The 24,435-nt window shown below is 56.0% G+C and carries 22 protein-coding genes and 1 tRNA gene; 13 read left to right on the top strand and 10 right to left on the bottom strand.

Annotated features, from left to right (window positions below; all coding sequences use genetic code 11):
- Positions 1-141 precede the first annotated feature (141 nt).
- From VFA76_15800 to VFA76_15785, 4 genes are all read left to right on the top strand, one after another.
- Entirely contained in the window at positions 142-459 is a 318-nt protein-coding gene (locus tag VFA76_15800) for a DUF721 domain-containing protein (GenBank protein HZR33309.1), read from the top strand.
- Between the two features lie 45 nt (positions 460-504).
- A complete protein-coding gene (gene gatC / locus VFA76_15795; GenBank protein ID HZR33308.1) occupies positions 505-843 on the top strand; it encodes an Asp-tRNA(Asn)/Glu-tRNA(Gln) amidotransferase subunit GatC in 339 nt (112 codons plus the stop codon).
- Between the two features lie 54 nt (positions 844-897).
- On the top strand, positions 898-2,337 hold the full coding sequence (gene gatA / locus VFA76_15790) for an Asp-tRNA(Asn)/Glu-tRNA(Gln) amidotransferase subunit GatA (GenBank protein ID HZR33307.1): 1,440 nt from the start codon (positions 898-900) through the stop codon (positions 2,335-2,337).
- Between the two features lie 110 nt (positions 2,338-2,447).
- Positions 2,448-2,951, top strand: coding sequence for a hypothetical protein (locus VFA76_15785; protein ID HZR33306.1), 504 nt, complete (start codon positions 2,448-2,450; stop codon positions 2,949-2,951).
- 114 nt (positions 2,952-3,065) lie between these two features.
- On the opposite strand, the gene VFA76_15780 is transcribed toward VFA76_15785, so the two are convergent.
- The gene (locus VFA76_15780; protein HZR33305.1) at positions 3,066-3,767 is read right to left on the bottom strand and encodes a hypothetical protein; all 702 of its coding nucleotides are present in this window, start codon (positions 3,765-3,767) and stop codon (positions 3,066-3,068) included.
- 207 nt (positions 3,768-3,974) lie between these two features.
- Between VFA76_15780 and VFA76_15775 the strand changes: the two genes are divergently transcribed.
- From VFA76_15775 to VFA76_15765, 3 genes are all read left to right on the top strand, one after another.
- Positions 3,975-4,964 (top strand): HD domain-containing phosphohydrolase, encoded by a 990-nt coding sequence (locus VFA76_15775; GenBank protein ID HZR33304.1) that lies wholly within the window; start codon positions 3,975-3,977, stop codon positions 4,962-4,964.
- Positions 4,965-5,094: 130 nt separating this feature from the next.
- On the top strand, positions 5,095-5,856 hold the full coding sequence (locus VFA76_15770; GenBank protein HZR33303.1) for a dolichyl-phosphate beta-glucosyltransferase: 762 nt from the start codon (positions 5,095-5,097) through the stop codon (positions 5,854-5,856).
- A gap of 440 nt (positions 5,857-6,296) precedes the next feature.
- Positions 6,297-7,571 (top strand): ATP-grasp domain-containing protein, encoded by a 1,275-nt coding sequence (locus VFA76_15765; protein ID HZR33302.1) that lies wholly within the window; start codon positions 6,297-6,299, stop codon positions 7,569-7,571.
- Positions 7,572-7,660: 89 nt separating this feature from the next.
- Here VFA76_15765 and VFA76_15760 read toward each other — a convergent pair whose 3' ends face one another.
- Both VFA76_15760 and VFA76_15755 read right to left on the bottom strand, forming a co-directional pair.
- Complete coding sequence (locus VFA76_15760) at positions 7,661-7,963, bottom strand: oxidative damage protection protein (GenBank protein HZR33301.1); 303 nt, start codon at positions 7,961-7,963, stop codon at positions 7,661-7,663.
- Positions 7,964-8,768: 805 nt separating this feature from the next.
- Positions 8,769-8,843: transfer RNA gene (locus VFA76_15755), tRNA-Ile, on the bottom strand.
- Between the two features lie 163 nt (positions 8,844-9,006).
- Between VFA76_15755 and VFA76_15750 the strand changes: the two genes are divergently transcribed.
- Positions 9,007-10,062, top strand: coding sequence for a methyltransferase (locus VFA76_15750; protein HZR33300.1), 1,056 nt, complete (start codon positions 9,007-9,009; stop codon positions 10,060-10,062).
- Positions 10,063-10,492: 430 nt separating this feature from the next.
- Here the strand turns inward: VFA76_15750 and VFA76_15745 are convergent, their stop codons facing one another.
- A complete protein-coding gene (locus tag VFA76_15745; protein ID HZR33299.1) occupies positions 10,493-11,674 on the bottom strand; it encodes a DEAD/DEAH box helicase in 1,182 nt (393 codons plus the stop codon).
- Positions 11,675-12,174: 500 nt separating this feature from the next.
- Between VFA76_15745 and VFA76_15740 the strand changes: the two genes are divergently transcribed.
- Complete coding sequence (locus VFA76_15740; protein HZR33298.1) at positions 12,175-13,695, top strand: radical SAM protein; 1,521 nt, start codon at positions 12,175-12,177, stop codon at positions 13,693-13,695.
- A 1,545-nt stretch (positions 13,696-15,240) separates the two neighbouring features.
- On the opposite strand, the gene VFA76_15735 is transcribed toward VFA76_15740, so the two are convergent.
- The gene (locus VFA76_15735; protein HZR33297.1) at positions 15,241-15,996 is read right to left on the bottom strand and encodes a CPBP family intramembrane glutamic endopeptidase; all 756 of its coding nucleotides are present in this window, start codon (positions 15,994-15,996) and stop codon (positions 15,241-15,243) included.
- A gap of 95 nt (positions 15,997-16,091) precedes the next feature.
- A complete protein-coding gene (locus tag VFA76_15730; protein HZR33296.1) occupies positions 16,092-16,730 on the bottom strand; it encodes an RHS repeat-associated core domain-containing protein in 639 nt (212 codons plus the stop codon).
- 154 nt (positions 16,731-16,884) lie between these two features.
- Here VFA76_15730 and VFA76_15725 point away from each other — a divergent pair, with 154 nt between their 5' ends.
- Positions 16,885-17,073, top strand: a complete 189-nt coding sequence (locus VFA76_15725) for a hypothetical protein (protein HZR33295.1) — start codon at positions 16,885-16,887, stop codon at positions 17,071-17,073.
- A gap of 716 nt (positions 17,074-17,789) precedes the next feature.
- Here the strand turns inward: VFA76_15725 and VFA76_15720 are convergent.
- From VFA76_15720 to VFA76_15710, 3 genes are all read right to left on the bottom strand, one after another.
- A complete protein-coding gene (locus tag VFA76_15720; GenBank protein ID HZR33294.1) occupies positions 17,790-19,280 on the bottom strand; it encodes a ThiF family adenylyltransferase in 1,491 nt (496 codons plus the stop codon).
- Between the two features lie 108 nt (positions 19,281-19,388).
- Positions 19,389-19,637, bottom strand: coding sequence for a hypothetical protein (locus VFA76_15715; protein ID HZR33293.1), 249 nt, complete (start codon positions 19,635-19,637; stop codon positions 19,389-19,391).
- Positions 19,634-19,921 carry a hypothetical protein gene (locus VFA76_15710; protein HZR33292.1) on the bottom strand — a complete coding sequence of 96 codons (288 nt, stop codon included), beginning with the start codon at positions 19,919-19,921 and terminating at the stop codon, positions 19,634-19,636. Before VFA76_15710 ends, VFA76_15715 begins: the two co-directional genes overlap by 4 nt.
- A 182-nt stretch (positions 19,922-20,103) precedes the next feature.
- Here VFA76_15710 and VFA76_15705 point away from each other — a divergent pair, with 182 nt between their 5' ends.
- From VFA76_15705 to VFA76_15695, 3 genes are read left to right on the top strand one after another with little or no spacing between them, the layout of a single operon-like run.
- Positions 20,104-20,772, top strand: a complete 669-nt coding sequence (locus tag VFA76_15705; GenBank protein ID HZR33291.1) for a hypothetical protein — start codon at positions 20,104-20,106, stop codon at positions 20,770-20,772.
- On the top strand, positions 20,762-21,193 hold the full coding sequence (locus VFA76_15700; GenBank protein ID HZR33290.1) for a hypothetical protein: 432 nt from the start codon (positions 20,762-20,764) through the stop codon (positions 21,191-21,193). Before VFA76_15705 ends, VFA76_15700 begins: the two co-directional genes overlap by 11 nt.
- Positions 21,190-22,017 (top strand): ImmA/IrrE family metallo-endopeptidase, encoded by an 828-nt coding sequence (locus VFA76_15695; protein HZR33289.1) that lies wholly within the window; start codon positions 21,190-21,192, stop codon positions 22,015-22,017. The genes VFA76_15700 and VFA76_15695 overlap by 4 nt, the downstream gene beginning before the upstream one ends.
- A 681-nt stretch (positions 22,018-22,698) precedes the next feature.
- On the opposite strand, the gene VFA76_15690 is transcribed toward VFA76_15695, so the two are convergent.
- Complete coding sequence (locus VFA76_15690; protein HZR33288.1) at positions 22,699-23,079, bottom strand: response regulator; 381 nt, start codon at positions 23,077-23,079, stop codon at positions 22,699-22,701.
- Positions 23,080-24,435 lie beyond the last annotated feature (1,356 nt).

Raw genomic sequence — 24,435 nt, 5'->3', positions numbered from 1 at the left:
TGGGGTGGTAAGCTGCTGGGTCGTCAATTATCCTGCTGGCGAGTTTCTGCATGATTCGCCAAGAGCCAACGCGAGGCGCGTGAAAACTAGCCACGGCGAGAGCCGAGGGCGAGCCTCTTCATCCAACGAGCGAGGTGACTGATGCAACACGCTGGAGCGGGCCTGCAGAAGATCGTAACCGATACCTTACGCCGGGCGCCTACAGACGATGCGGCGGTGCTGGCTTGGCCACTCGTTTGCGGAACCGCGGTGGCCGGCAAGACCCGCGCTCTGGACTTCACCGACGGAGTGCTGAGCGTGCAGGTGCCCGATGCCAACTGGCGAACCCAACTTTTGGGTCTGGCGCCGCAGTATCTTGCCGAAGTGAACAAGTTTGTTACCAAAAATGTTAGAAAGATTGCCTTCGTAATAGCTGAGGACAGTACACCGCAACGCGCCAAGGCTGTCACGCATACTTAAGACAGCAGCACGGTCCCAGCATCACTTGTCATAAAGAAATCGGCCATGAAAGTCACTGAGCAGGATGTGCTCCACGTCGCCAGTCTGGCCAACCTGGAGCTCACAGCGGAAGAACGCACGCGAATGGTGAAAGACCTCAACTCCATTCTGGAGTATGTGGACCGGCTTGCTGGGCTTGATACCTCGAACGTGCCGCCGATGGCCCAAGTCTCAGACAAGTACGGCGTTGATCAGTCGAAGACGGGCACGGCACGCTTCGCTTACGCGTTTAGGGACGACATTCCGCAGGGTTTGCGGCCGTCGTTTAAGCCAGAAGAGGCGCTTAAGAACGCTCCCGAATGCGAAGCGACCTTCTTTAAAGTCCCAAAAGTGATTGAGAGATAGCGTTTGTTGGATTCCAAATCTCCGCTTAACATCTTCATCTGAATCGAAAACCTCTTGGACTTAAATCTACTCACCGTCGAATCGGCGCGCACTGCGGTACAGGAGCGGCAGACTACCGCCGCTGCTCTGGCCGAGTCTTTCTACGGCAAAATCGAGAAAGATGATCCCGCGATCCACGCTTATCTCACCCTCTCCAAAGATCGTGCCTTGCAGCAGGCAGCCCGCATGGACGCGCTTGCGGATAAAGGCGAGCCCTTGCCGGTACTCGGAGGCGTGCCGCTCGCGATCAAGGACGTGATCATCACCCGGGGCGTCCGCACCACCGCGGGATCGAAGATCCTGCAGAATTTTGTGCCCCTTTATGACGCCACGGCTGTGGCGCGGCTTGAGGCTGCGGGAGCGGTGGTGTTAGGCAAGACCAACTGCGATGAATTCGCCATGGGATCGTCGAATGAAAATTCGGCGTACGGGGCGGTGCACAATCCTCGCGATCTTAGCCGCGTGCCGGGCGGATCTTCTGGAGGCTCCGCGGCAGCAGTCGCCGCCGGTACTGCCGTGGCCGCGTTGGGCTCAGACACGGGTGGCTCCATCCGCCAGCCAGCGTCGTTTTGCGGGGTAGTCGGCATGATGCCGACTTATGGTCGCGTCTCGCGCTATGGATTGATTGCATTTGCCTCCTCGCTCGACCACATCGGGCCTCTGACCAAGACCGTCAAAGACGCCGCTACGGTGCTGGGGGTGATCGCTGGGCGCGATCCAATGGATTCAACCTCAGCCGAGGTGCCCGTACCCAACTATCTGGAGCAGATCGAACGCCCGGTGCGCGGGTTGAAATTGGGCGTTCCCAAGGAGTATTTCGGGGAAGGCCTCGACCCCGAGGTGCGGGCGGCAGTCGAAGCCGCGATCCAGAAGCTGGCCAAGTGCGGATGCGAAGTCGTTTCCATCTCACTGCCGCACACGGAGTACGCAATTCCCACTTATTACCTGGTGGCCACCGCCGAAGCGTCTTCGAATCTGGCGCGCTACGATGGAGTGCGTTACGGCTCCCGGGCGAAGGAGGCGCGCACTCTGGCCGAGATGTACCGCCGTACGCGTGACGAGGGTTTTGGCGCCGAGGTGAAGCGTCGCATCATGCTGGGCACCTACGCCCTGAGCGCCGGCTACTACGATGCCTACTACTTGAAAGCACAGAAGGTTCGTACGCTGCTCACTCGCGACTTCGAGCAGGCATTTGGCAGTGTGGACGCTGTTATCACGCCCACTTGCCCGACTCCTGCTTTTAAACTTGGTGAAAAGGCGGACGACCCGTTAGCCATGTATCTGGCTGACATCTATACAGTTGTGGCTGATCTAGTGGGCATTCCTGGGATCTCCGTGCCCTGCGGTGAAACCGGTTCCGGCCTTCCGATTGGAGTGCAGATCTTCGCCAAACACTTCGATGAAGCCACGATTTTTCGTTTGGCGCATGCCTATGAGCAGGCCCGGGCAGCATAAATAACCGCCACTGCGACGCCTGTTGATGACTCCCGTCCTATTTGCGTATTCCCTTTCGTTACTTGTGCGCGGCGGGCCGGAAACGCACAATGCACAGGACTGGGGGATTTATGAGTAAATCGGTGAGGACAACTTTAGCCCTTGTAGCCGGCCTGGCGCTATGCAGCGCGGTAGCCTTGGCGCAGGGCAGCAGCAACAGCTCTGACAAGAGCAAGACCAAGAGCAAAGGGAACAGCACAGAGCAACACAGCCGTCTCTCCAAGGTGGCTTTTTGGCGGCACAAGGGTGGCGATAACAATTCCAAGCCCTCGCAGCCCAAGCACGCCCAAGTGAAACCGGCTTCGGCGAAGCAGCCTCAGCCCAAGCAAGCTGCGCCGAAACATGAAAACAAGCAGCCGAAGAACGCTGTGGCCAAGAACCAGAGCAAGCCGGCGAAGCATGCGAGCAAGATGAGCAACTCGCCAAAGAAGCAGGCGCAGTCCAAATCGGCGAAAAAGCCGGCAGTGAAGAAACAAGCTGTCAAGGCCCATCACTCGGTGAAGCAGCAACCTGCGAAGCAGAAATCGAAGGCCGCGAAGAAAAGCCCGGCCCGTACGACCGCATCATTGAAATAAGTTTTGCAACGGCAGCCGAACAAAACGGACGGCGATCACACGCCGCCCGTTTTCTTTTTGGTCTTCAGGTAGCAGCGCGGGCTGCAGCACCAGAAACATCCCCGCGGCTCACGATCACTTGGATTCCGGTTCGGCGGCCTCTTCGCTGAGCAGCCCGGCAGCGTGCCCTCGAACCGTGAAGCTTAGCTTCGGCCCGCCACGAGGAGTGAAAGTCACGCGCGGTGGCTGTCGCTGCCAAAGCGGTGCGGGGCACTCAGAATCAGGCACATCAGACTGCGATGCCGCACCCAGATCCTTGCGCACAACCGGCTTCTTGATGCCTAGCTCTGCGACGACGGCGTATGCCTTTCCGCCATCTTCGGATAAGCCGCAATAAGCCGCATAATCGCGGTACCAGCTCACGACTGAATAGAAGGGATCAAAATCCGGCAATTTTAGTTGTGAAATGTGGCCGCTGCTGCGGTCCACCAGGATCCAGCCACCTCGCTGCCAGCGCCAGTCCGGAACTTTCTTCTCGTCGGCCGGAAGCAGGTCATTCAAACGGAAGCCGCGGCGCACCACGAACAAACGTTCAGTCACATCATGTACATCGCCGATGGTGAATTCTTTCACGCGGCCATCAACATAGAGAGCGCGGACCTTCAATGGAAGTACGCGGCTTTCGCTAGGGCCTACAAACCATTTGACCGGAAGTGGCTTTCCAAAGGTGATGACGTGTTGCGCTCTGGCGGTATTAAATGCAAGCAGGAGAAATCCGGCCAGCAGGATTTTAGGAAAAATAATATGCAAGTTCCGCGAGAAAATTCCCCATCGCATAGCAAAAGCGTAACCCCCACCAGAGCATGGGAGCAAGGATTGCTCCCGCAAGAGAGCCGATTCTTCTGCCAAATTAGAACGTGCTTCGTGCATCACCGGTATGATTTGGTTACAATATTCCCGATTCGTTGATATTGCAGGTTCATGATGAGGCCGAGTCCCTTTCGAGATGCAACCAAAGTACGCTCCCCTTCGTCCCAGAAGGGGATGCCCGAAATCCAATCAGGTAAGCACGCCCCTACCATTCTGGTGGTGGACGATAATCCCGACAATGCCTTGCTTATGCGGGAGTTGTTGTCGTCGAAGGGTTACGACGTGGTGGTCTCGCTGCACGTAGAGCAAGCGGAATCAAAAATCAGGCAGCATCAGCCGGATATGATCCTATTGGACGTTGTGATGCCGGGGAAGTCCGGCTACGAACTTTGCCGTGAGTTGAAGGATGATCCGATAACTCGCCTCATCCCAGTGGTCATGGTCACGGGTCTTACCGACCGCGAGGACCGGGTACGTGGCATTGAAGCCGGCGCGGACGACTTTCTCAATAAGCCGATCTTTCCCGAAGAGCTCTTTGCGCGCGTCAAATCCCTGCTTAAGCTCAAGGACTTTACCGACGAACTGGAGAATGCCGAAGCAGTACTTTGCACCCTAGGATTGAGTGTCGAAGCCCGCGATCCCTACACCGAAGGCCACTGTGAGCGCTTGGCGCAATATGCCTCTCAATTGGGGCGGCATCTTGGCCTCGAAGAAGCGTCACTGGTTGCGCTCAAACGTGGTGGTTACCTCCACGATTTGGGAAAAATTAAGGTACCCGACGAGATTCTGAAGAAAGGGAGCAATCTGAGCCCGGAAGAGTGGGAAATCATCAAAAAACATCCCATGACGGGCGAAGCTATCTGCAAGCCCCTGAAGTCTTTACGTCTGGTGCTGCCCATCATTCGGCATCACCATGAGCATTGGAATGGAAGTGGCTATCCGGACGGGCTCCGCGGCCGGGACATACCCCTTTTGGCACGCATCCTCCAGGTAGTGGACGTTTACGACGCCCTGCGCACGGAGCGCCCTTACAAACCGGCCCTGACCCATCAACAGGCCGCCCAGGCGATGCGCGAGGAGGCTCAGGCGGGTCTTTGGGACGAAGAACTAGTCAACGAGTTCTTCGGGATGATCAGTGGCGAGCAATTGCAAGCGGCCAGCTGAAACTCTGGCCATCTAGTCCGGGTGTTTTCCTCATCTACTTACAGTCAGAACTGTGCTGCCGCAACTTGTTGACGAGTAAGATGGCTTTATTAACCTGCGCAGCCCGTATCAACCGCACCATGCAATCCCTATGAATGGCCCTACTTACAGCATCGTGATGCCCGCTTACAATGAGAGTAAGCGGATCGTGCTCAGCCTGGACAAGATACTGGCCCATATTGACAACCAAGGCTGGAGCGCCGAGGTCATCGTGGTGGATGACGGCTCCTGCGACGACACGGTCCAGATTGTAAAGGGCTATGCCCAGAGGCATTCCGCGGTGCGCCTGGTACAAAATCCGGGCAATCGCGGCAAAGGTTATAGCGTTCGTAATGGAATGCTACAGGCACAAGGCGAATTGTTGCTATTCACCGACGCGGATCTTTCGTCGCCCATCGAGGAGGCCTCGAAGCTGTTCGCCGCCCTAACTGCGGGCGCCGATGTTGCAATCGGATCGCGCTGGCTGCGCAGCGAACTACAAACCGAGCGCCAGCCGTTCTATAGGCAATTATTTAGCCGTGTTTTTAATGTGCTGCTGCGCCTGGCTCTGGGTCTCAGCTTCAAGGACACGCAATGCGGCTTTAAGGCTTTCAGAGCGCGGGCCGCCCAGGCGGTATTCGCGCGCCAGAAGATCGAAGGCTGGGGATTTGATCCGGAACTGCTCTTCCTGGCCAGGAAACTATGCCTGGTTACACGCGAAATACCGGTACAGTGGGCGCACGCTGAAGGCACAAAGATGAGTTATTTCCGCGACGGGATCGGTATGGCCTGGGACGCATTACGCATTCGCTGGTATTCCGCAACCGGGCAGTACGGTCGCCCTATGGCCAGGTGCGCCACTACTCAGGCCTAAGCGGCGGCCGCCTGGGTTGTACTTTGGAGTGGCACAACCTTCACTCCCAGTCCTCTTTTGTAGGACAACGTCAAAGTGGACGAGCAAGTCCCGCAGAGCCAGAAAAATTCCACATGACGAGACGAACGCCTGCCCAGCGATGAGACCCCGCCGTCATCAGCCAATTGGGCAGGTTCACTCCCGGATTCCTCGATTTCCATTTGAAACAACCTGCCGTCTCGAAGATACAGAAATGCATTGCTGCAGAGAGGATTCGAACATTTGGAGAGCACGTGGCCTCCTCTTCCAGCGGGTTAGTCTTTAATGCAGGCTTCGCCAATTTTTAATGATGCTCCTGCCTGCACTTTGGGTTTGTGGAAAAGTGGCAAAATTGAGAGCTGCTGGGCCCTCTGGCTCCTTGACAACGCCTTTCCCAATCCCCGAGGGTGATTGAAGCTACCATGCCCGCCCATGCCGGCAAACGTCTTTTACTGCTGTGCACGACGACCGGTTACCAGACGCGCGCCTTTGTTCAATCGGCCGAGAAATTGGGTGTCTCCATTGTGTTTGGGACCGATCGCTGCCACGTGCTTGATGATCCCTGGCGGGATGGCGCCATTCCTTTGCGCTTTGAAGATGCGGAGGCCAGCGCCGCCAAGCTGATGGAATACGCCGCTAGCCACCCGATCCATGGTGTAGTCGCCCTTGGTGACCGTCCGGGGCCGACTGCCGGGTTACTGGCGGAGGCACTGCGTCTTGCGGCGCACCCTAGAACCGCCGCAGATATTTGCCGCGATAAGTATCTCTCCCGCGAGGTACTGCGTCAGGCGGGGATGAAGGTGCCCGAGTACCAGCGCTTCAGCGTGGAAGAGGATCCTAAGCAGATATTGAGTTCAAGCGCGCTGAAGGTCGGCTTCCCCTGTGTTCTCAAGCCGCTTTCGCTTTCGGGCAGCCGGGGAGTGATCCGCGCCAACACAGATCAAGAATTTACCGCTGCCTTCTTACGCATCCGTGCGCTGCTACGCAGTGGCGAGATTGGCGCGTTGCGGGAGGACTCCAGCAACTTCATTCAGGTGGAATCGTATATTGAGGGGAAGGAAGTCGCGGTTGAAGGACTCGTTGATCGCGGCAGACTGCACGTGCTCGCAATCTTCGACAAACCAGATCCACTGGACGGCCCATTTTTCGAAGAGACCATCTATGTGACGCCCTCACGCCTTCCGGCCGTTACCCAAACTGCGATCAAGAATACTGTGGAACAGGCAGTTCGGGCATTGGGATTATTTGACGGGCCGCTGCACGCGGAAATGCGAGTCAACGAAGCTGGGGTCTGGCCGCTGGAGATCGCGGCCCGCCCGATTGGCGGTTTGTGCGCGCGCACTTTACGCTTTCAAGAAAACATGTCGCTTGAGGAACTGATTCTTCGCCACGCCTTGGGCGAAAAGATCGTACCTGTGCGAGAAGCCCGGGCTGCGGGCGTGATGATGATTCCTATCCCACAGGCTGGCTTTCTCGAAGAAGTAAAAAATGTGCGAGAGGCGGCGGAAACCCCTGGCGTCGAGGCCATAGAGATCACTGCCAAAGTCCGCGAAAAGCTGGTGCCACTTCCTGAAGGTTCAAGTTATCTGGGATTCATTTTTGCCCGAGGGGAATCACCGGAGATTGTAGAAGCGGCGCTCCGTCTAGCCCATGAAAAATTGCAATTCGTGATCTCTCCCAGTCTACCGGTGGTGTGAAGGTAGGCGCGCAGTCGAGACCGTGGGCCTGAAGGCCCACGCTTCCACCCCGAGTGGGGGCCCCGGCATTTTCACTCGCCCATTCTTTACTAGGCTTTTTTCTTGGGAGGGACGTACTCCGCCGGCAAGACCGCGCCTTCGCCAAAGAAGAACTGTTCCATTTGCTGGACGATGAATTCCTGGTCTTTGCGGTTGGCGGGATTCAGGCGGTACTCGTTGAGGATCATCTTGCAGTGCTCCGTCCACAGGCCCCAGGCATCGCGGGAGACATGCTCGTAAATCCGCTGGCCCAGAGGGCTGTCGAAAGGCGGCTCGTCCAAACCTGGCAGCTCCTTCTGAAACTTGACGCAGAAGACTGTCCGGTTCACCGGACCCGATGGTATGGACGGCATTGAGCAGCTACCCATGATTGTTCCCACAGCAATTATCGCACAGGGAAAGGCATGAGCCGAGCGCGCCGGCGTTGCCATGGCGCACTTCAACCACAGAGGACACAGAGGAGCACAGAACCGCCACAAAGAGCACGAAGGAGCAGTATCGAGGGGGTAAGATTGAACAAATGGGACCACTGCGACATTTACAGCAGGAATATGACTCAAGATAATCGCAAGACAGGCACGTTCGGCCGATTCTGGTCTCTACTTCCGCTATTGCTCTTTGTGTGCACTGTGCTCTTGTTGTTCTGGGGAAATCGGCAGAGAGAATCATACATTCGCCAACTGTCGATGGTAGTCGTTCAGCATGACAATACAGCGAGTTGGGAGGCCCCCTCATGGGATTATGTGCCACCCGCCACACAGGTCGCTGTGGCGATCAACTTCCCTGCAGCTCTATTCACGTATGCTCTGACAGCTGAGATGGATAGGCCCAGACACACCGCGGTTTTTCTTATCTCAGTCGTCCTGCTGTGGATCTGTGTAGCATACTTGGCAACACGACAGCGCCCGGTCGGCCTAGCCGCTGGGGCTTTGGGCGTTGTGCTGGTATGTACTGGTTCCTTCCTTGCGGGAATTGCAATTCACAGAATTGGGATGGGACACGAGCAATTTGTTAACCTCTGTGGAGTACTGTGGGGCGTGGTCGTGTCAGGATATGCTGTGGCTCTTCTTTTGAGTAGTCGACGATTGCCAAGCTCGGAGCGCGGGTCGTCCGTTTGAAATCGGCGGTCTCCGCTTGATGGCGCAACTAGAATTCCAGTGGTGGGCCCGCCAGGATTCGAACCTGGGGCCAAGGGATTATGAGTCCCCTGCTCTACCGCTGAGCTACGGGCCCGGTGCAACGAGTGCAAATTATGCGGCACCTAAACCTCGGTGACGCTGTGAAGATCAACGTCGAATAATCCCCAGCTAGGCCGATGCTTATGGCAGCGATTTCAGCATTTAGGCAAGAGCAAGCCAGTCTTCATACGCAAGTTATCTTCAGGTAAACTGCTGTGATGACTCCAGCCACTTCCGCTCCTTCTGCTGGCCGCAAGACCGCCAAGCGCGGGCCATCGGGCGAAGAGATCGTCATGCAGCTTACCATGGGACACGTTCAATCCGCGGCCATGCACATAGCCGCCAAGCTGGGCATCCCTGATCTGCTGTCGCAAGGCCCGCGTCCGGTCGCCGAGTTGGCCGCGAAAACTTCCGTCAACGAAGACGCGCTCTATCGCGTGCTGCGCGCGCTGGCCAGCAACGGCGTGTTCACTGAAACCGCGCCGCGTATCTTCGCGCTCACCGACGCCTCGCGTGCTTTGCGCACCCAGCGCGGCTCGCTGCGCGATTTGGTTCTCTTCCTGACCAATCCGCTGCATTACAAGATCTGGCCCGAGCTGATGCATTCCGTGAAGACCGGCGAAACGCTGGCGGAGCGCGTGCTGGGCAAGCCCATCTTCGAGTATTTCGCCGCCAATCCCGATGAAGGCGCGCTGTTTCACGCCGCCATGACCAACTTCAGCGAAGTGGTCATCGCCGCAGCGCTGAAAGCCTACGATTTTTCCGGCATCCGCACTCTGGTTGACGTCGCCGGCGGCCACGGCATGGTGCTGTGCGCGATCCTGCAAAAATATCCGGCGATGAAAGGCATTCTCGCCGACCTGGGCGAGGTCATCCCCGGCGCCGAGCAGCGCATCCGCTCGCTCGGCTTGGAAAATCGCTGCCGCACCGAAGTCATCGATTTCTTCAAATCCGTCCCCGCCGGCGACGCCTACATCATGAAACACATCATCCACGACTGGAACGACGAGCAATGCGCGGTGATTCTGCGCAACTGCCACACAGGGCTGGCGGGCAAGGAGAACGGGAAGGTGTTGCTGCTGGAATCGGTGGTCAGCGCCGACAACGAGCCTCACTTCGCGAAATGGCTCGATCTAGAAATGCTCGTCTTCCCCGGCGGCCGTGAGCGTACCGAGAAAGAATTCGCCTCGCTGTTCGACAAGTCAGGATTCAAGCTGACCCGCGTGATAAAGACGGAGTCGCCGTTATGCGTGCTGGAAGCCGTTCCGCGATAAGTGGCCTGTAGGCCGCCGCCGGTTGGGCACCTCCGTTGGCGCACTAAGCGGAATCCATGAGTGGGGTTTCACGAACAATCAGAAGCCGCAGAGGCTATCGCAGAGCTGCCCGATGCAGGATTCAGCGCCTCGGCCCGGCCTTCAGTAATTTCTCAAATTGCTGATGCCGCCTAAGCAAGGCAAGGCTGAGAAGTCATTCAGAGAAACAGGACGGGCTATTCATGACTTATTACGGCTGCGAGCTTGGTTCCCGCAGGGGTGGCCTGGAGCTTGGTGTATCCGTCGCACAGACACACCTTACAGCTTGCGTAGCGCTGCATGTTGTTCAAAGTGAATACGTGGTCCTTTTTGTCATGGCCACACGCACAAGTGTTGCTCAGAATAGCCTCCCAAATGTTTCATCTGACTGGTTTGCTTCCAGGCTGAAGCATCAAGCAAATATTTCGCCCGGCAAAGGTTGCAATGTCCTGCCTACCAGCGTGTTCCGTGGTCGAGAGGACCTCTCAGCCGAGATCTCGGCATGAATCTCCATGCGTTGCAGTCTGAGCTGCAGAGCACGTTCGATCGTCCGCAGCTCGAGCATCTCCGCGGGTGAGACCAGGGTTGAGGCGCGGCCGCGAGCTCCTGCCCGGCCGGTCCGGCCCACACGGTGAATGAAATCTTCCGGCAAGGTGGGCAGATCGTAATTGATTACGTGGGCCACATCCTGAATGTCCAAACCGCGGGAAGCGACATCGGTGGCGACCAGCACTTTGAACCGCCCTTTGTCGAAGCCGTCGAGAGCGGCAACCCGCTGCGGCTGCGAACGGTCGCCGTGAATCATGGCCGTCAAGAAACCTTCGCGAATAAGGTGCTTGGCTAAACGCTCAGTCCCGCGCTTGGTTCGGGCAAATACCAGCGTGCGTCCTTTCTCCGAGCGAAGCAGGTGACGCAAGGCATCGAACTTGTCCGCCATGGGCACTTCAAAGGCGTGCAATTCGACGCTGTCCACGGGCTTCAGCGTCGATCCCAGCGCGATTCGCACCGGGTCGCACATGTAGTCGTTCACCAGGCGCGCAACCGACGCTTCAAGGGTTGCAGAGAAGCACATCGTCTGGCGTTTCTTGGGCAGCGTTGCCACAATGCGCCGTATTGCGGGCAGAAATCCCATGTCCAGCATGCGGTCGGCTTCATCGAGGACCAGAACCGATACCTGCCGCAGGTCAACCAGCTTTCGCCTATGGAAATCTTCCAGTCGGCCGGGGGTGGCAACCAGCACGCGGGCACCGGATCGAAGCTCACTTAACTGCCTCTTCTCGGGGACGCCGCCCATCACCAGTGCCGCCGGGGCGAGCGACTTGCCGCGGAATCGTTCGAACTGCTCGTGAACCTGCATAGCTAATTCGCGCGTGGGGACTAGTACCAGCACTTCAACAGCACGTGAGTTCGGTGCGGTTTGCAGCCGCTCGATAATGGGAACCAAAAAAGCCAAGGTCTTGCCGGTACCTGTGGGGGCTGTAGCCATCACATCTTTTCCGGCAAGGGCGTGCGGGAGCGTTTCCGCCTGAATTGGCGTGGGATTACAAAAATTGGATTGCGCCAAGCGCTGCTGCATTGCGGCAGAGAGTGGCATTTCAGAGAAATTCATCATTCGAATCGTAAACTTTCTAGAGTGGCGCCTGGCGACGCGCACTCAACGTGCGATTCGCGATGTACAAAAGAGAAGCCGCTCAGGTTATTTGGCGCTGGCACGAAACGGAGAGCAGGACAACTGGGGAGGGGTGGGATTCGTCTCTTAAATCAATCGGACGGCCACACCGCAAGCGAGCCGTGGCTACTAGCGTCAAAAACAGTATAGCACGTGGGTACTCGTGTGCTTCTAAAAAATAACCGGAATAGCGCTAGATATCATGTGCGATCAGAGGCTTGAGACAAACCCCAATGTCTGCTAGTTTGGTTGCAGTCACGAACGCATCCCGCCGTTGTTGACCTCGACGGCCCTTTGCGCAAGAGACGGACGACAATCCTGAACGTCCGAGCGCTAATGTCTTTGGTTCCACTGCCAGTCATAGTCGTCTCGCCGAGTTCGCAAGTGATTCCGTCAAAGCCACAGCACCGCGAGGTTGAACGCATTTGACCGCGCGGGCGGTTCACCTGGTCAACCCCAGCCATGTCTCGTTCGGCACCGCCGTTATTACCCCCCGATGGCTGTACGTGCTTGCAGCAGCTACCCCGCGTTCCTTCGGCGACCCAAACTTGGTTGATGAAACTCTGGCCCCGATTGATCTCAGCCGGATTAACAGCGGCGACGTGGTGGGTATCGGAATCCATACTGCGAACGCATTGCGAGGATATGAGATCGGAAAACTCGCCCGCGCCCGCGGCGCCTATGTAATCTTCGGAGGAATTCATGCCACGCTCTATCCCGAGGAGGCGCTCGAACTGGGCGGCGCCCACGGTGTCGTAAAAGGGGATGGAGAACTGGTGTGGCCTGCCGTAATTGCAGACTGCTGCAACGATACCCCCAAGGCCATGTATGCGGGCGGATGGCTCGAGGGTAATGAGTTTGTTGCTGCTCGTTGGGACCTGATACCCCGAGATCGTTACATGTGGGCTTCGGTGCAAACCGTGCGTGGCTGTCCCAAGCATTGTTCGTTCTGTTCGGTGTGGCGAACCGACGGCCAGCGGCCACGCCAGCGTGCCGCAGATGTGGTGTTGGAGGAAATCGTCCAGTTGCGTCGTCTTGGCTTTCGTTTTATCGCCTTGGCCGATGACAACTTTTATCCTGTCACGTTGACTGATCTGAAGCTTGCTGCCCGGCAGAACAATACAGATCGTCTCAACGAGCTGAAAGCAATCCGAGCAGAACGATTCGAGCTGATGTCGCAGCTGTCTCGGCTTCCCGAAGACATGGTCTTTTTTACTCAGATCACGATGGAAGCGGCCGAAGACCCCGAGTTTTTGGAAGCCATGAGGGCCGCCCGTATTAAAGGCGCATTGGTCGGCGTGGAATCGGTGACCCCGGAAGGGCTCAAAGATGTGTACAAGGATTTCAATGCAGCTGGAGAAAACCTGGTTGAGCACCTGAAAACGTTTCGTCGTTACGGGGTGTATGTGCTGGGTTCTTTCATCTTTGGACTTCCCAGTGATCGTGCGTCAACTTTTGACTATACCGCTGCTCTGGCCCAGCGAGCTGATATCGCCTTCGCACAATTCATTATGTTGACCCCGTTTCCTGGGACTGTGGACTTTAACCGTTGGGAAAAGATGATGGATGGCCATCCTCCAATCGCCGGTGTTCCTATCACCCGGCGTTGGCTGATTCCGCAGGCGCTTCGCCCCAAACTATTTTGGCCACATCCGGTGATGTCGGCTGAAGAAATTCGCCAGCGCACCCAGGAAGTGTGGGACAAATTTTACAGCCTCAAATACATCTGGAAGCGCTCTGATTTCATTAAGGCAAAACGGAACCGACTGGCCTTTGTGCTGATCTCAAAGATCTATCGCCAGATGTACGCAGATACTGGAATCGCCACCGACAGCGCCCGGGTGGCCTGGTCGGCGCGCTGGGCTCGTTTGCTGGCGCGACCCTGCCGTCGGCTGTTTGCCGGCCGCCCCATGCCGAACTTGAGCATACCCGCCAAAGCTCAGTAGTCCCGCTGGCCCTGAATGTGTAACTCCTAACTGGTTAAGAAGAAATTTCTCAAAAGTTAAGCCGGGCCGCAGCGGCTGCGGCGGCGATTCAGGATGTTACACGTCACAAATTCCGGAATGCAATAAAGCTTATCGCTTCGCCTGGTTCAATTGATTGTGGGAGTCTGGGCCTGCACGGATTCAAGAATCAAAAAATGTCACTCGGTCTGGCACGTATGCTTGTGACGGTCATGTTAGTTCAGCGTGTTTCAGTTCGTTTGGGCGTTGGCGTGGGCGCAGGAACAGGCGACGGGCTGGGAACTGGACTGGGACGCGGACTCGGAGACGGACTAGGTTTCGGTTTTGGATCTTTGTCGCTCATCAGCATGGCTAACCTCCAGCATTGAGGGGAGGACCGGCAGTATCCTCCGACACCTTGCGCCTGTCAACACGACCCAAGAAATTCAATATCGAAAAGGTCGACCGGGCAATGTGAACAATAAATCGGCCAGCTGCGTGCCCACCTCTGGGTATCCCAACCCCAGCCGTCCAGCGGTTAAGGCTGGGTTGTTGGCTCTGAGGAAGTTACCGTCTACAAAATCGTCTACAGTGGATTTTTTGCTAGCCCCTACAATGATTCTATGTTCTAGAAAATATTGGTCGGGGAGAGAGGATTTGAACCTCCGACCCCCTGGTCCCGAAGCGCGTGCGCTCGTCGGGACGAACGATTGTGATTTCTGTTGAAGTTTATTGCTTTGCTTTGAATCAGTTGGGGCTTGCTGATTGTAGACTGCGGTTAGTTCTGGTTCTCGAGTGCTTTCGCAGTTACAAAATCGTCTACAGGGGAGGCCGACTACAGCGAAAGCCGACTTGTTGAAAAACAACAGTCTGCGCCGCGGCTAGCAAGATCGTCTAAAATGGGCGATCTATTACACGGCTAATACATATTCAGATCCAGATTTGCGTTCGCACTATTCATGCCTCTCATCATCTGTTTCGCTAATGCCACGGTACTGTCGCTTCCAGTAAGAACCAAGAACGACCCCTATCAACGTTACAATCAGCGCGAAAATAGATAAATTCAAATAGTTGCTTGCGACGACGTTTGCATTTAACAGTCCCAGCTGCCCCGCATAGTACAACGCTGTCAAACAGAGAACCCAGCTGTAAAGTCCGAAGATCATGATTCCCGGTCTTGGATCGTGCGTGTATTCAAATCGTTTACGAACCCAATACATGGAAACGTATAGAACGAGCTGAATTCCTATTAGTGCGCCGACTGGACCCATTGCATCGGACCACTGCACTGCAAAGCCTGCATGCAGAATGATCACGCCGAACAAACCTATCCCAAGCAAACAAGGAACTCCTACTGCTAGCCATCGAAAGAGGTTTTGCTGTCTATTCATTCGCACTGTGGCCACTTGTAGTCGCTGTATATATCCTCGATTTCGTCTATCCCAGCATTTGTCATGTAGAGACCTGCTGCCACACCAGCTACAGCCGCCTGAATACCTAAGAGCCAGCCTAACGGACCTGGTCCACACCACTAAGGTCTGAGCGCCCTCAAGTTCTTGCTAGCGAGTTATATACCGTGAAAGCACAGATGCACGAAGTAAAGGCGGCATTCGCTATGATCGAGGACACTAGGCTTTGCGTTCGGTAGTACAGTAATCCCAAAGCTGCCCCGATAAGGACTCTCAAAGGCCAGTTGTAGACCGGCCAAAAGTATGCAAACACCAAAGAATTGCCAATCACAGCCGCAGGGATGGTTGCATACTCGGCAAGGGTCCTGAATACAATACCTCTAAACACCATTTCACCGCTGACTGGCAGTGCCACGACGAGTAGTACGACTCCAAGGATTGCAACAGGTGACAGTTCGTATGCAGCGACAACAAGTCGTGCGATCACGCGACTCTGTGTGTCACCGCGCAACAGCATTGGGACGGCGATTACAAAGCAGGCCAGCCCGACGAGCAGTCCGATTGCAAGGTCCTTCAGGAGGTTAGAACTGCGAGAATTTTCCGGCGGAGTGCTCGATGAAGAATGAAATATCACTCCTATTGGCTTGTAGAACAGAATTATGCCGACCATTATAAAAACAAAGACTAACAACGTTACCGGAAAACCGTAGAGGAGTGTCAGATCATAACGGGTTGAATTCGGCCAGAAGGCATGAATACCAATGGCCGCCGCAACGTACGTGACAATCGACGCGGCTGACATCGCATATATAAGTTTAGTAAGCGAGAACTGACAATTCCTAAGCGGCTTATTATCTCCAATCACAACTCTCGGTACCCCTTCGTATATTCTCACTTTGCAGCATTCGTTCTAGTCCAACTAGTTTCAATCCGCTTTCGACATAAACTACCTTGTCCCTGCATGCGCGGTTCTTTACTTTATTGCCAAGTTCACTTTAATGGATATCGGGTATACTCATCCCCCCCCGGAGCTAGATCTACAAGTGGGAATTGTTCATGGCAGAAGTCTGAAGTGTCCCCGATCGTGCCCACAAGCGGCATGAGCGCGTCTCCCAAGCTTGGAGACTCGGGCATCTCTCCGAAATTAGGATGATTACGCAGAGCTTCCGCGGCATTGTCCGCGGCGTTTTTCATAGCATGGGCCAACTGTACGCGTTGATCATTAATACATTTATCGTAGTCTTTCTTCTGCTGTTTGGGGTCTGGTCTCGGCGATCCGGGTGGCAAGGGGCACTGCACGGCCCATGGAGGACACGCCGGAATTTTAGGTTTTAAGCCAAACGGATCCGTGAAGTCAATGGGATCGTTTCCCGCATAGCCGTACAGGTTTATGCCCCCGGCAAAGCCAATTGGATCTTGAGCCAGAAATCGCCCATATGTCGGGCTGTAATATCTGGCGCGATAGAAATATAGACTGTCATTGTCATTTTCTCGCCCGGTGTACTGAAACGAGTTAGGATTTCCCGTTCCGACGAGAGTGGTATTTCCAAACGGTTGATACGTGTACTGGGTTGGAATGCCGCCGTTTGAGTTCGTCAAGGCAATCGTGTGGTGAAGCGCATCAGTCAAGAAGGATGACGGCCCAATTGTAGCTCCAGAGTCCAGTCGAGAAAATATTTCATCCGTCCCGAGACCGGTGAGCAGATTCGCAGTCGGCGTGGTTCCAGATAGCTCCTGAACGACGTTCTCGAAATCATACAGAAATGCGGTGCTCAGTCCGGTGATGGTCTTGCTCGAGATCTACGAGATCGCGTGCGGTATGGACGAGCGCGCCGGCATGTTCTACGGCAATGTTTGGAAAAAGGTCATCATCGAGCGCCCTGAACGCTGGATTGGAATTCGGTCCGACCCAACATTTCCGCAGCGAGGAATTTCTCTCGGAGGAAAAACGTACTTCCTTGACACTACCTAAAGGGCACACTACCGACACCGTCGCCACTTAAATGATTGCGGTCTAAAAATGGCATACACCTCCGGCCGATCGGCCCCCTCAGTAGCTGGTGCAGAGGAATTGCACAGCAAGTTCACGATAAGTCGGCGTGGAAAACCCGGTTGTTGAACTTTGAGGACTTCACCGTCTACAAAATCGCCTACATCGCTATAGACGAAAAACCAGAAATGCCGTTCATGTGCTTGAAAAGAATGGTCGGGGAGAGAGGATTTGAACCTCCGACCCCCTGGTCCCGAACTAAAGAAAGTCAACTAAGTTGATTCTTATCAACACTTGTCAGTGGTGCTTCAACCGTGCAAGCCTCTCTCATTCTCACAGGAAGCCGCTAGTTTTGTTGTTATGGGCACCCTCCAATGGGAACCCCAGTAAGACCTGCCCAACGTTCTCGCCCAGCCGGCCAAACGTCCGCCGCTCCGATTGCAGAACACTAGTGAAAAGGGGGATTTCTCATCACCAATCCGAAGTGCCCACTCTGCATCCGGGTGACCGCCGGTATAACTTCCGAGTGGCCGACCATCCGGGAGTAGAGGGACGGCAAGCCGTTTGCCTAACAGCGAGGCCGGGCGGCGCGCGTGCTGGTGTTTAACTTCCCCGCGCTGGCGACATCCTCTACGACAACGACTACAACACCATGCACTATTGCGATGGCGCGCGCTGGTCCAGCATGCCGTGAAGCGTCAAACGAGCCTGGCGTCAGGCCAGTGCGGCGGCGCAGAAATCAGAGCTGCATGCGCCCCCTGATCCGCATGCCCGATTAATGTCTCGCAATAACACCCCGAGCGGCACAGCGCATCGAAGCCCACGTAATCAAAATTGGGTGCGAGGATGTTGAATTCAAAGTAGCGATGCGGCGGCGTGAACTTGCCCGTCAGCCATCCGATCGCGTAGCTGGCGGCGAGCGCGCCGGCCATTGAAGTGAAGTGTCCCACGGTGGGAAGTTCAGGGACATCTCTCCAGTAAACGCTAGCGTCATCGCCGCGGAGTTCGGCCTCTTTCGCTTCGCGCCGGCGGCAATCCTTTTCTTCCTCTGACATGAGCTCCACAGTTGCGCGCCACGGATCCACAAGCTCCAGGCAATGGACACATGGCCCGCCGGGAGAATAGAACGTAATGCGCCCGATCTCTCCTGTTATGGAACCGTTCTTTGATTCAAACACGACGCCCATGTCGATAGCGGGAACCAGGTAGCGGTAGGCGAGTTCACTGATGGCGGTCCGGCTGTGGTTCGTATCCGTACAGCAGATGACGAGGTCCGCGCCGACGACATAATCCCGCGCCAGCGGCTGCACAATGTTGCCTGCGATGCAGGTCACGTTCGCCCTGGGATTGATGGCTTTTATGAGATCCCGCACCACCTCAACCTTGAGAGGCGCTTCCGCCTCGCCTTTTGCAAAGTGAGCTTGATAACTGCCGTGAAGCCTTTCCAGATTCGATTTTGCCAATTGCTGTGGATCAATAAGACCGAAGTTTTCCACGCCAGCACGCGCAAGCACATGGGCCGCTGGCGATCCCGTGCCGCTGGCGCCGATGATAACGACGCGCGCATTGCGGAGGCGTGCGGCTGCTTCCCTGCCGTAGATTTGCTCAAAGCGCTCCCGGTATTCATTGTGGGAATGCGACGCAGAGGACGGCTTGCACCGGGCCGTCTCCCGGCGAATCTCCTTGTCGCTGACCGTCACGATCTCGGTTAACTGAAATTCATGGCCATCGTTCCATCCGCGCCCGGAAAAATGGATATCGCCTTCCTTCGTCTTGGAAAAAATCAGGCTGAAATACGCTCCTTCCTTGCCAAAGGCGGAAAAGTAGTCCCCGTAATACGAGTCCATGTCATCGTCTAGCGGGCTGGGACGCACGCCATAACCTTGCGGATGGGAATGAATGACGCCGACACACAGTCCGCGTTTTTGTTTTTCCAGTGCCGCCCTTAAGGAGTACGGCTCGGTGAATCTGACAATCGCTGTCGTTGAATCGAGGTCATCGCCTTCCGGCTCGATGAGATCGGCGACCGTGATGACCATGCCGTCCGGCCTCCGATGCGTCCCGAAAAGAAAATACGTCGCCCATTCCTTGTCGGGATAGCGCGAGAAGATGAGGGATTCCAGGCGCTCGCGCAGAGCGCCCGTGATCCGCATGACGGCCGCTTGCTTTACCTTCTGACCGATAGCCATGACACCAGTTCATCCAGGTAAGTATGAAAACCATGCCACGTGGGATCCCAGCCGGGAGCCCCGCCGCCATTATGAGGGTGATAGCTGATGGGAACCCAGCTTCTTCCGTCAGCCACGAACGTTTGACGGTTGCCCCTTCACCACGCCGATGAGAGGGGAGCCCTGCGGAAGACAAGCACTGTCGAGCATGGACTGCGCATAACCGCCGGGCACGAGCACCAGCACGTCGGTGCTTGCGACGCCGAGCGTGCTGGGAAGGCCGAGGTAAATGACCGCGTCGGGAGTCTCGATGAGCTTCGTCTTCCAGCTGATTTTTTCGAGTTCCCGCGTCACGCGGGCCTTGATCTCCGCCGTCACCGGCGGCCTCCTTCGACGTTCCTTCGCGTGACCACAAAGTGCTCGCCGTTCTTAATCGGGACTTCGCCCGTGAGCGGATCTCCCACCGGCCCGTCTTCTCCCTGCCGCCGGCGCACGACGGCCGTGTCGCCCGTCAGTCCGGCCGACCGTGCGATGGCGTCAACGGACATTGGATTCGTGACGCCGTCCTCCTCGCTCGTCCTCTTCTTCCCGTTCACGAAAATTACCAGCTTCTCGTTTTTGTTCTCATTGCCCGGAGTCATTTTGGTACCCTCTCTTGCCATGCGGGAGCTGAAGGCCCGTCCCAGCTTTGGGCGCCGCTGCTGGCTGGTTTTATTTGCCCATAGTGGTCTATGCTCAGAATTCCTGGATGCGCGACAATGCGCGCGTCATTTTTTCTTTGTCACGGATACCGAAAATCTGAGCATTGATAAGGGAGGGCCGGAAAACGAAGGCCGTGGAGCGAATGAAAACCAAGCCGAAGCCTTCACCAGCTCCGCGGAAACCTGAGCCAGCCACCCCCGGCGAAATCCAGCAGGCGATCGAGGCTTTAACGCTCGAAGACACCGAACGCATTGAGCAGAGCGCACGGAACCGCATTTATCGCATAGGGCGCGCCGCCAACCGCCGTGATGCCAAAGAACTCATCGGGGAAGCTTTAATGAGAATTCTCGACAGGAAGCGGCATTGGTATAAGGACCGTATCAGCTTCACGAAGTGCGTCATTGGCACGATCTGGAGCATTGCCAGCGAATGGGCAGGCTATCGAGAGCGGAACAAGGACCTGCCGGAATACGCCTCGCTGGAATCCGAGCTGACGAGAACCGATGAGGAAGGGAAAATCGTTTCTCCCTTTGACGGGCTTGCGGCGCCGGCCCTCAATCCCGAACAGGCGCTCATTCAAGCGGAAGTGAGCGCCGAACACGAAGCGCAGAACAAGGCGCTGGTGGAAGAAATCGAAGCGGCTTTCGCCGACGACGAAAAAGCAGGAATTCTCATCATGGGATTCCAGGACGGCATGGACGGGCCCTCGATACGGGCAGAGTTCGAAATGCCCGAAAAGGAATTCCGAACAACGATGCGCCGCATCCAGCGCGGCGTGAAGAAGATTATGGAGCAACGCAATGGCAGGTAAGGAGCGCAGTCACACAGAACGGCTTGAAAAACTTCTCGATTACCTCGGAGACTATATCCGAAGTGCTCCGGGAGATGAACTGATCGAAACAGCACGGGAGGAGGGCCGCGATCCCGGAGAAGGGAATACCCGACTCAAAGGTTTTCTGCTGAACGTGTTCAAGTCGCATCAGCAAAAAACACTCGCGGAGGCGAAGGAAGGTTACAAGCGTGAACTCGCCAGTATTTCAGAAGGGCATTTTGACCTTCCGAAAACCGCTGAGGGAAGAAGAAGGTTGTTTATGGCAGCACTCGCCCAAGCAGGGCAACTGCAACCGGCGTTCACGCTGCAGCACCGCGAACTTTCGGAATTCTCCGATGAAGACATTGAGTCGAACCTCAAAAAACTTGCCCAGCTTGGTCTCCTCCCGGAGGAAAAGTGATTGAAGCGGGCACCCCGCCGGAGAAGATTCTCGGCCTGCTGGGGATCACGGAGCCGGAGGATCTCGACATCGATGCCATCGCCTTCGCGTGCGGCGCGACAATTCTGCGTCAGCCGCTGACGGGGTGCGAAGCGAACATTGTCGGATCTGGCAACAAAGCCATCATCACCGTCAACAGCAAATCCATTGCCGGACGCCAGCGTTTCTCATCCGGTCATGAGCTGGGGCACTGGATGAAGGACCGCGGGCAGAACGCTTTCGGCTGTTCCAAGAGCCAAATGAATTCCGAGTGGACGGGCAACAACGCCGAGACCCGCGCCAACCGCTTCGCGAGCGATCTCCTGCTGCCGCTCAGCATGTTCGTTCCGCTCGCGAAGGGACGCCCGATCACACTTGAAACGGTCATATACCTCGCGGGCGTGTTCAGGATGAGCCGCACCGCGACCGCGATTAGGCTTGTTCAGCACGGTTCGTTTCCCGCGATGCTTGTCTTTTATGAGCAGGGGCGAAAAAAGCGGTTCATCCCGTCCGGCAAGGACATTCCTTCTTCGCTCTTTCCTCGGCTTCGGCCCGATCCTCATTCACTGGCCGCAACCCTCCTCGCAAACAAGCTTGGGGACGACAAGAGCGGAGACGTGCGCGCGGACCGCTGGTTTGATCGCGACGGGGCTGAGAAGTACTACATTCGCGAGAGCTGTTTCAAAACGGGTTCCGATTCGATGACCGTCCTCTTATGGTGGGAGGATGAGCAACAACTCATCGATATCGAAGAAGAAGAGGAGCGCCGCGCGAGTCGGCGTTCTGATTACCATGAGGAACATTGAGGCCGGAAACTCCTGTCAGGACGCTCCTGACCCCACGAACTTGATGGCAACGAGAGCCCGGTCGCTTTCATCGGGCCATGGAAGCCGTTCCGGCTTCGATGTTCTGGAAATGAATGTCCAGACAGAGCGGGGATCCCAGCCGAAGAAATTGTCAAAAGCGAATTAGTTCCTTCCCGAATGACGGGCAACTCTGAAGTAATCCAAGGGAAGGTTTGCCGACAACACACCAAGCCACGTCCGCGACTCTACGGCAGAGAGCTGGGAGAGAAGGTCGATGTTCCTAAGCGGAAGATCACGTCAGCAGAGTTATGCTAACCTGACATCCGTCGAGGTATACGTTTCCGTCAGTTCCACGCTCAAACACCAACGTTGTCGGAACCCCTGTTTCTGGAAGTTCGTGAGCCTCCACCCAATATGCAAAATAGAAGTCCACCTCCGGCCCGAGTGCTTCCTCGCTATTAGAGAGTACGCGAGCTACTACCGCCTGCCTGCCGCGCAGAAAGGAGACATGGCCGCTCTGGAAGGGCTCCTCGCGGAGGATGTTGTCTCTTACGCAGACGGTGGTGGACTTGTGCGCGCAGCGGGAGTCCCAGTCTCTGGTCGCGAACGTGTGAAAACGTTCGTTGAGGCTGCAGGATTACTTGATGTTGCTGGCTATAATGTTCGCTGCGGAGAGCGGGGTTAAGTTGTTGTTGATGCACTGCTGGTCTTGACTTGCGCTGCTAGGAACTCCAACTTTGCCAACAGCTCACGCGGTGGGATCGGTTTGGCTAAAATCTCAAATTGGAGGTTCAGTTCTCTTGCGCGGTCGAGCAGCGATGTGGCATCGGAGGAGCCCGACATGAGGAGGATTTTGCAAGCCTTCAGCTTTTTGCAGATCGCCGCCGCTGTCTCGATGCCGTCGAAGACAGGCATCGTTATGTCAATGATTGCAACATCCACAGCAATTCCGGAAAGCATTTCGAGCGCGGCTCCGCCGCTCAAGGCAAAAATGGCGCTGTAGCCCTCTGATTCGAGCAACATTGCAAGCGTGGCCGCAACACTGGCAGAGTCGTCAACCACTAAAATATGGATATTGCGACGGGATGGACTCAGTTTGGTCTCCGGTGGGCTGGCTGTTGGGCTAACGTGAACTATTTTCAATAGACAATAAATCCTCGGAGTCGTGTAGTCTGTTCAAAAGAGCACACTCTAGAAGCGATAGACGATGTAATGGCGCTGTACGAGTTGCCATTCTCCACTGACGCCACCGGGATAGCCGAGGAAATAGCCGATATTGCGTTGACGGTGAACGCGAGGGATATCTGTTACAAAAAGGGACAGCAGTCCAGAGGAGGTTTTTTTTTGGAGGTTGGGGGTGCTGTCCCTTTCCGATGCGTTCCTACGCATCTCGTGAGATGCAGCTAAGCACAGCAGGTGGTTGCCTGTTCCCTTAAGCAGCGCGTCTTTTGACTCGGTGTTGCTGAGCGTTCTGCCGCAACTTGCGACTCTCGTTTATGAGCCTTTTGGAGTCATCCAAGATCTCGGTCAAATTGCTGCTCGCTAACCTCAGCGCTTCAGTGAGGAAAAAAGCTTTCTGCTGTTCGTTGCGGCACTTGTCGCGGACGTCGTTGAGACGGGACTCGATAGCGGTGGGATGTGGCCTCTCGTCGGCCATAAAACCCCTTCAGCTAACGTCCACGGTAGTCCGCGAATCAAACCGGAGTCAATGCCCTATTTCAGGTGCGTTCCCCCCACGCGGGAGCGGCGCATCAATTGATGACGATTGGAGGATTCTTCGGTTCGCACTTGTGGCTCAGGTATTCCGCAGCGTCTCGACAGCTCATCTGGCATTTGTGGCAGCGGATCGGCCCTTTAACCTCGCAGCGGACTCGGGCCTTTTCTTCAGTTTTTGATTCCATCCTTCGATCATACCGGGTTTGAGTCGATCAAAAACGGCTTTTTACGCTCCAGGGTTGTGCCCACTTTTGGGCCTACCAGCAATCCCAAAAGCCTGTGCGGGTTCTGTGCGCGAACGGGGTGCAAAACCAGCCTAAACCAAACAACGAATGGTTAGGAATTCGTAATGCTTTCTCTGCTTTAGCTGGTTAGAGCTGTGCGGAGTGTAGTGCGGATTTCCCCTCATAACCCAAAGGACTCGAGTCCGCAGTCCCGGGCGCACAGTTGGGTAGCCGAGGCTGGCGGCGCAGGCGGAGAGTGCTTGCCCGGCTCCGACAGCAGGGGAGCGGGCGGGATCCTCACCTACCTGGTCTTCCGTGCGCCCGAAATCCCAGGTTCTGGCTTAGAGTTCCTATACTACCGTCGGGGGAAAAAGCCGGGTTTCGGCGGCTGAGATCGTTCATCTGGTTCATAAGTCCCGAGAACCGCATCGGGAAAGGCCTTCCCCAACACCATCAAGGGCAAAATCGCCCGGTCAGT

The sequence above is a fragment of the Terriglobales bacterium genome (genome assembly GCA_035651655.1).
Classification (GTDB): domain Bacteria; phylum Acidobacteriota; class Terriglobia; order Terriglobales; family Acidobacteriaceae; genus DASRFG01.
The sequence above is the reverse complement of the archived record's forward strand: the minus strand, read 5'-3'. Positions and strand labels throughout refer to the sequence as shown.

Coding starts and splice junctions, on each gene's coding strand:
- VFA76_15800 (HZR33309.1), top strand. CDS start 142: ATGCAACACGCTGGAGCGGGCCTGCAGAAGATCGTAACCGATACCTTA.
- gatC (HZR33308.1), top strand. CDS start 505: ATGAAAGTCACTGAGCAGGATGTGCTCCACGTCGCCAGTCTGGCCAAC.
- VFA76_15785 (HZR33306.1), top strand. CDS start 2,448: ATGAGTAAATCGGTGAGGACAACTTTAGCCCTTGTAGCCGGCCTGGCG.
- VFA76_15780 (HZR33305.1), bottom strand. CDS start 3,767: ATGCGATGGGGAATTTTCTCGCGGAACTTGCATATTATTTTTCCTAAA.
- VFA76_15775 (HZR33304.1), top strand. CDS start 3,975: ATGCCCGAAATCCAATCAGGTAAGCACGCCCCTACCATTCTGGTGGTG.
- VFA76_15770 (HZR33303.1), top strand. CDS start 5,095: ATGAATGGCCCTACTTACAGCATCGTGATGCCCGCTTACAATGAGAGT.
- VFA76_15765 (HZR33302.1), top strand. CDS start 6,297: ATGCCCGCCCATGCCGGCAAACGTCTTTTACTGCTGTGCACGACGACC.
- VFA76_15760 (HZR33301.1), bottom strand. CDS start 7,963: ATGCCGTCCATACCATCGGGTCCGGTGAACCGGACAGTCTTCTGCGTC.
- VFA76_15750 (HZR33300.1), top strand. CDS start 9,007: ATGACTCCAGCCACTTCCGCTCCTTCTGCTGGCCGCAAGACCGCCAAG.
- VFA76_15745 (HZR33299.1), bottom strand. CDS start 11,674: ATGCCACTCTCTGCCGCAATGCAGCAGCGCTTGGCGCAATCCAATTTT.
- VFA76_15725 (HZR33295.1), top strand. CDS start 16,885: ATGGTCTTGCTCGAGATCTACGAGATCGCGTGCGGTATGGACGAGCGC.
- VFA76_15720 (HZR33294.1), bottom strand. CDS start 19,280: ATGGCTATCGGTCAGAAGGTAAAGCAAGCGGCCGTCATGCGGATCACG.
- VFA76_15710 (HZR33292.1), bottom strand. CDS start 19,921: ATGGCAAGAGAGGGTACCAAAATGACTCCGGGCAATGAGAACAAAAAC.
- VFA76_15705 (HZR33291.1), top strand. CDS start 20,104: ATGAAAACCAAGCCGAAGCCTTCACCAGCTCCGCGGAAACCTGAGCCA.
- VFA76_15700 (HZR33290.1), top strand. CDS start 20,762: ATGGCAGGTAAGGAGCGCAGTCACACAGAACGGCTTGAAAAACTTCTC.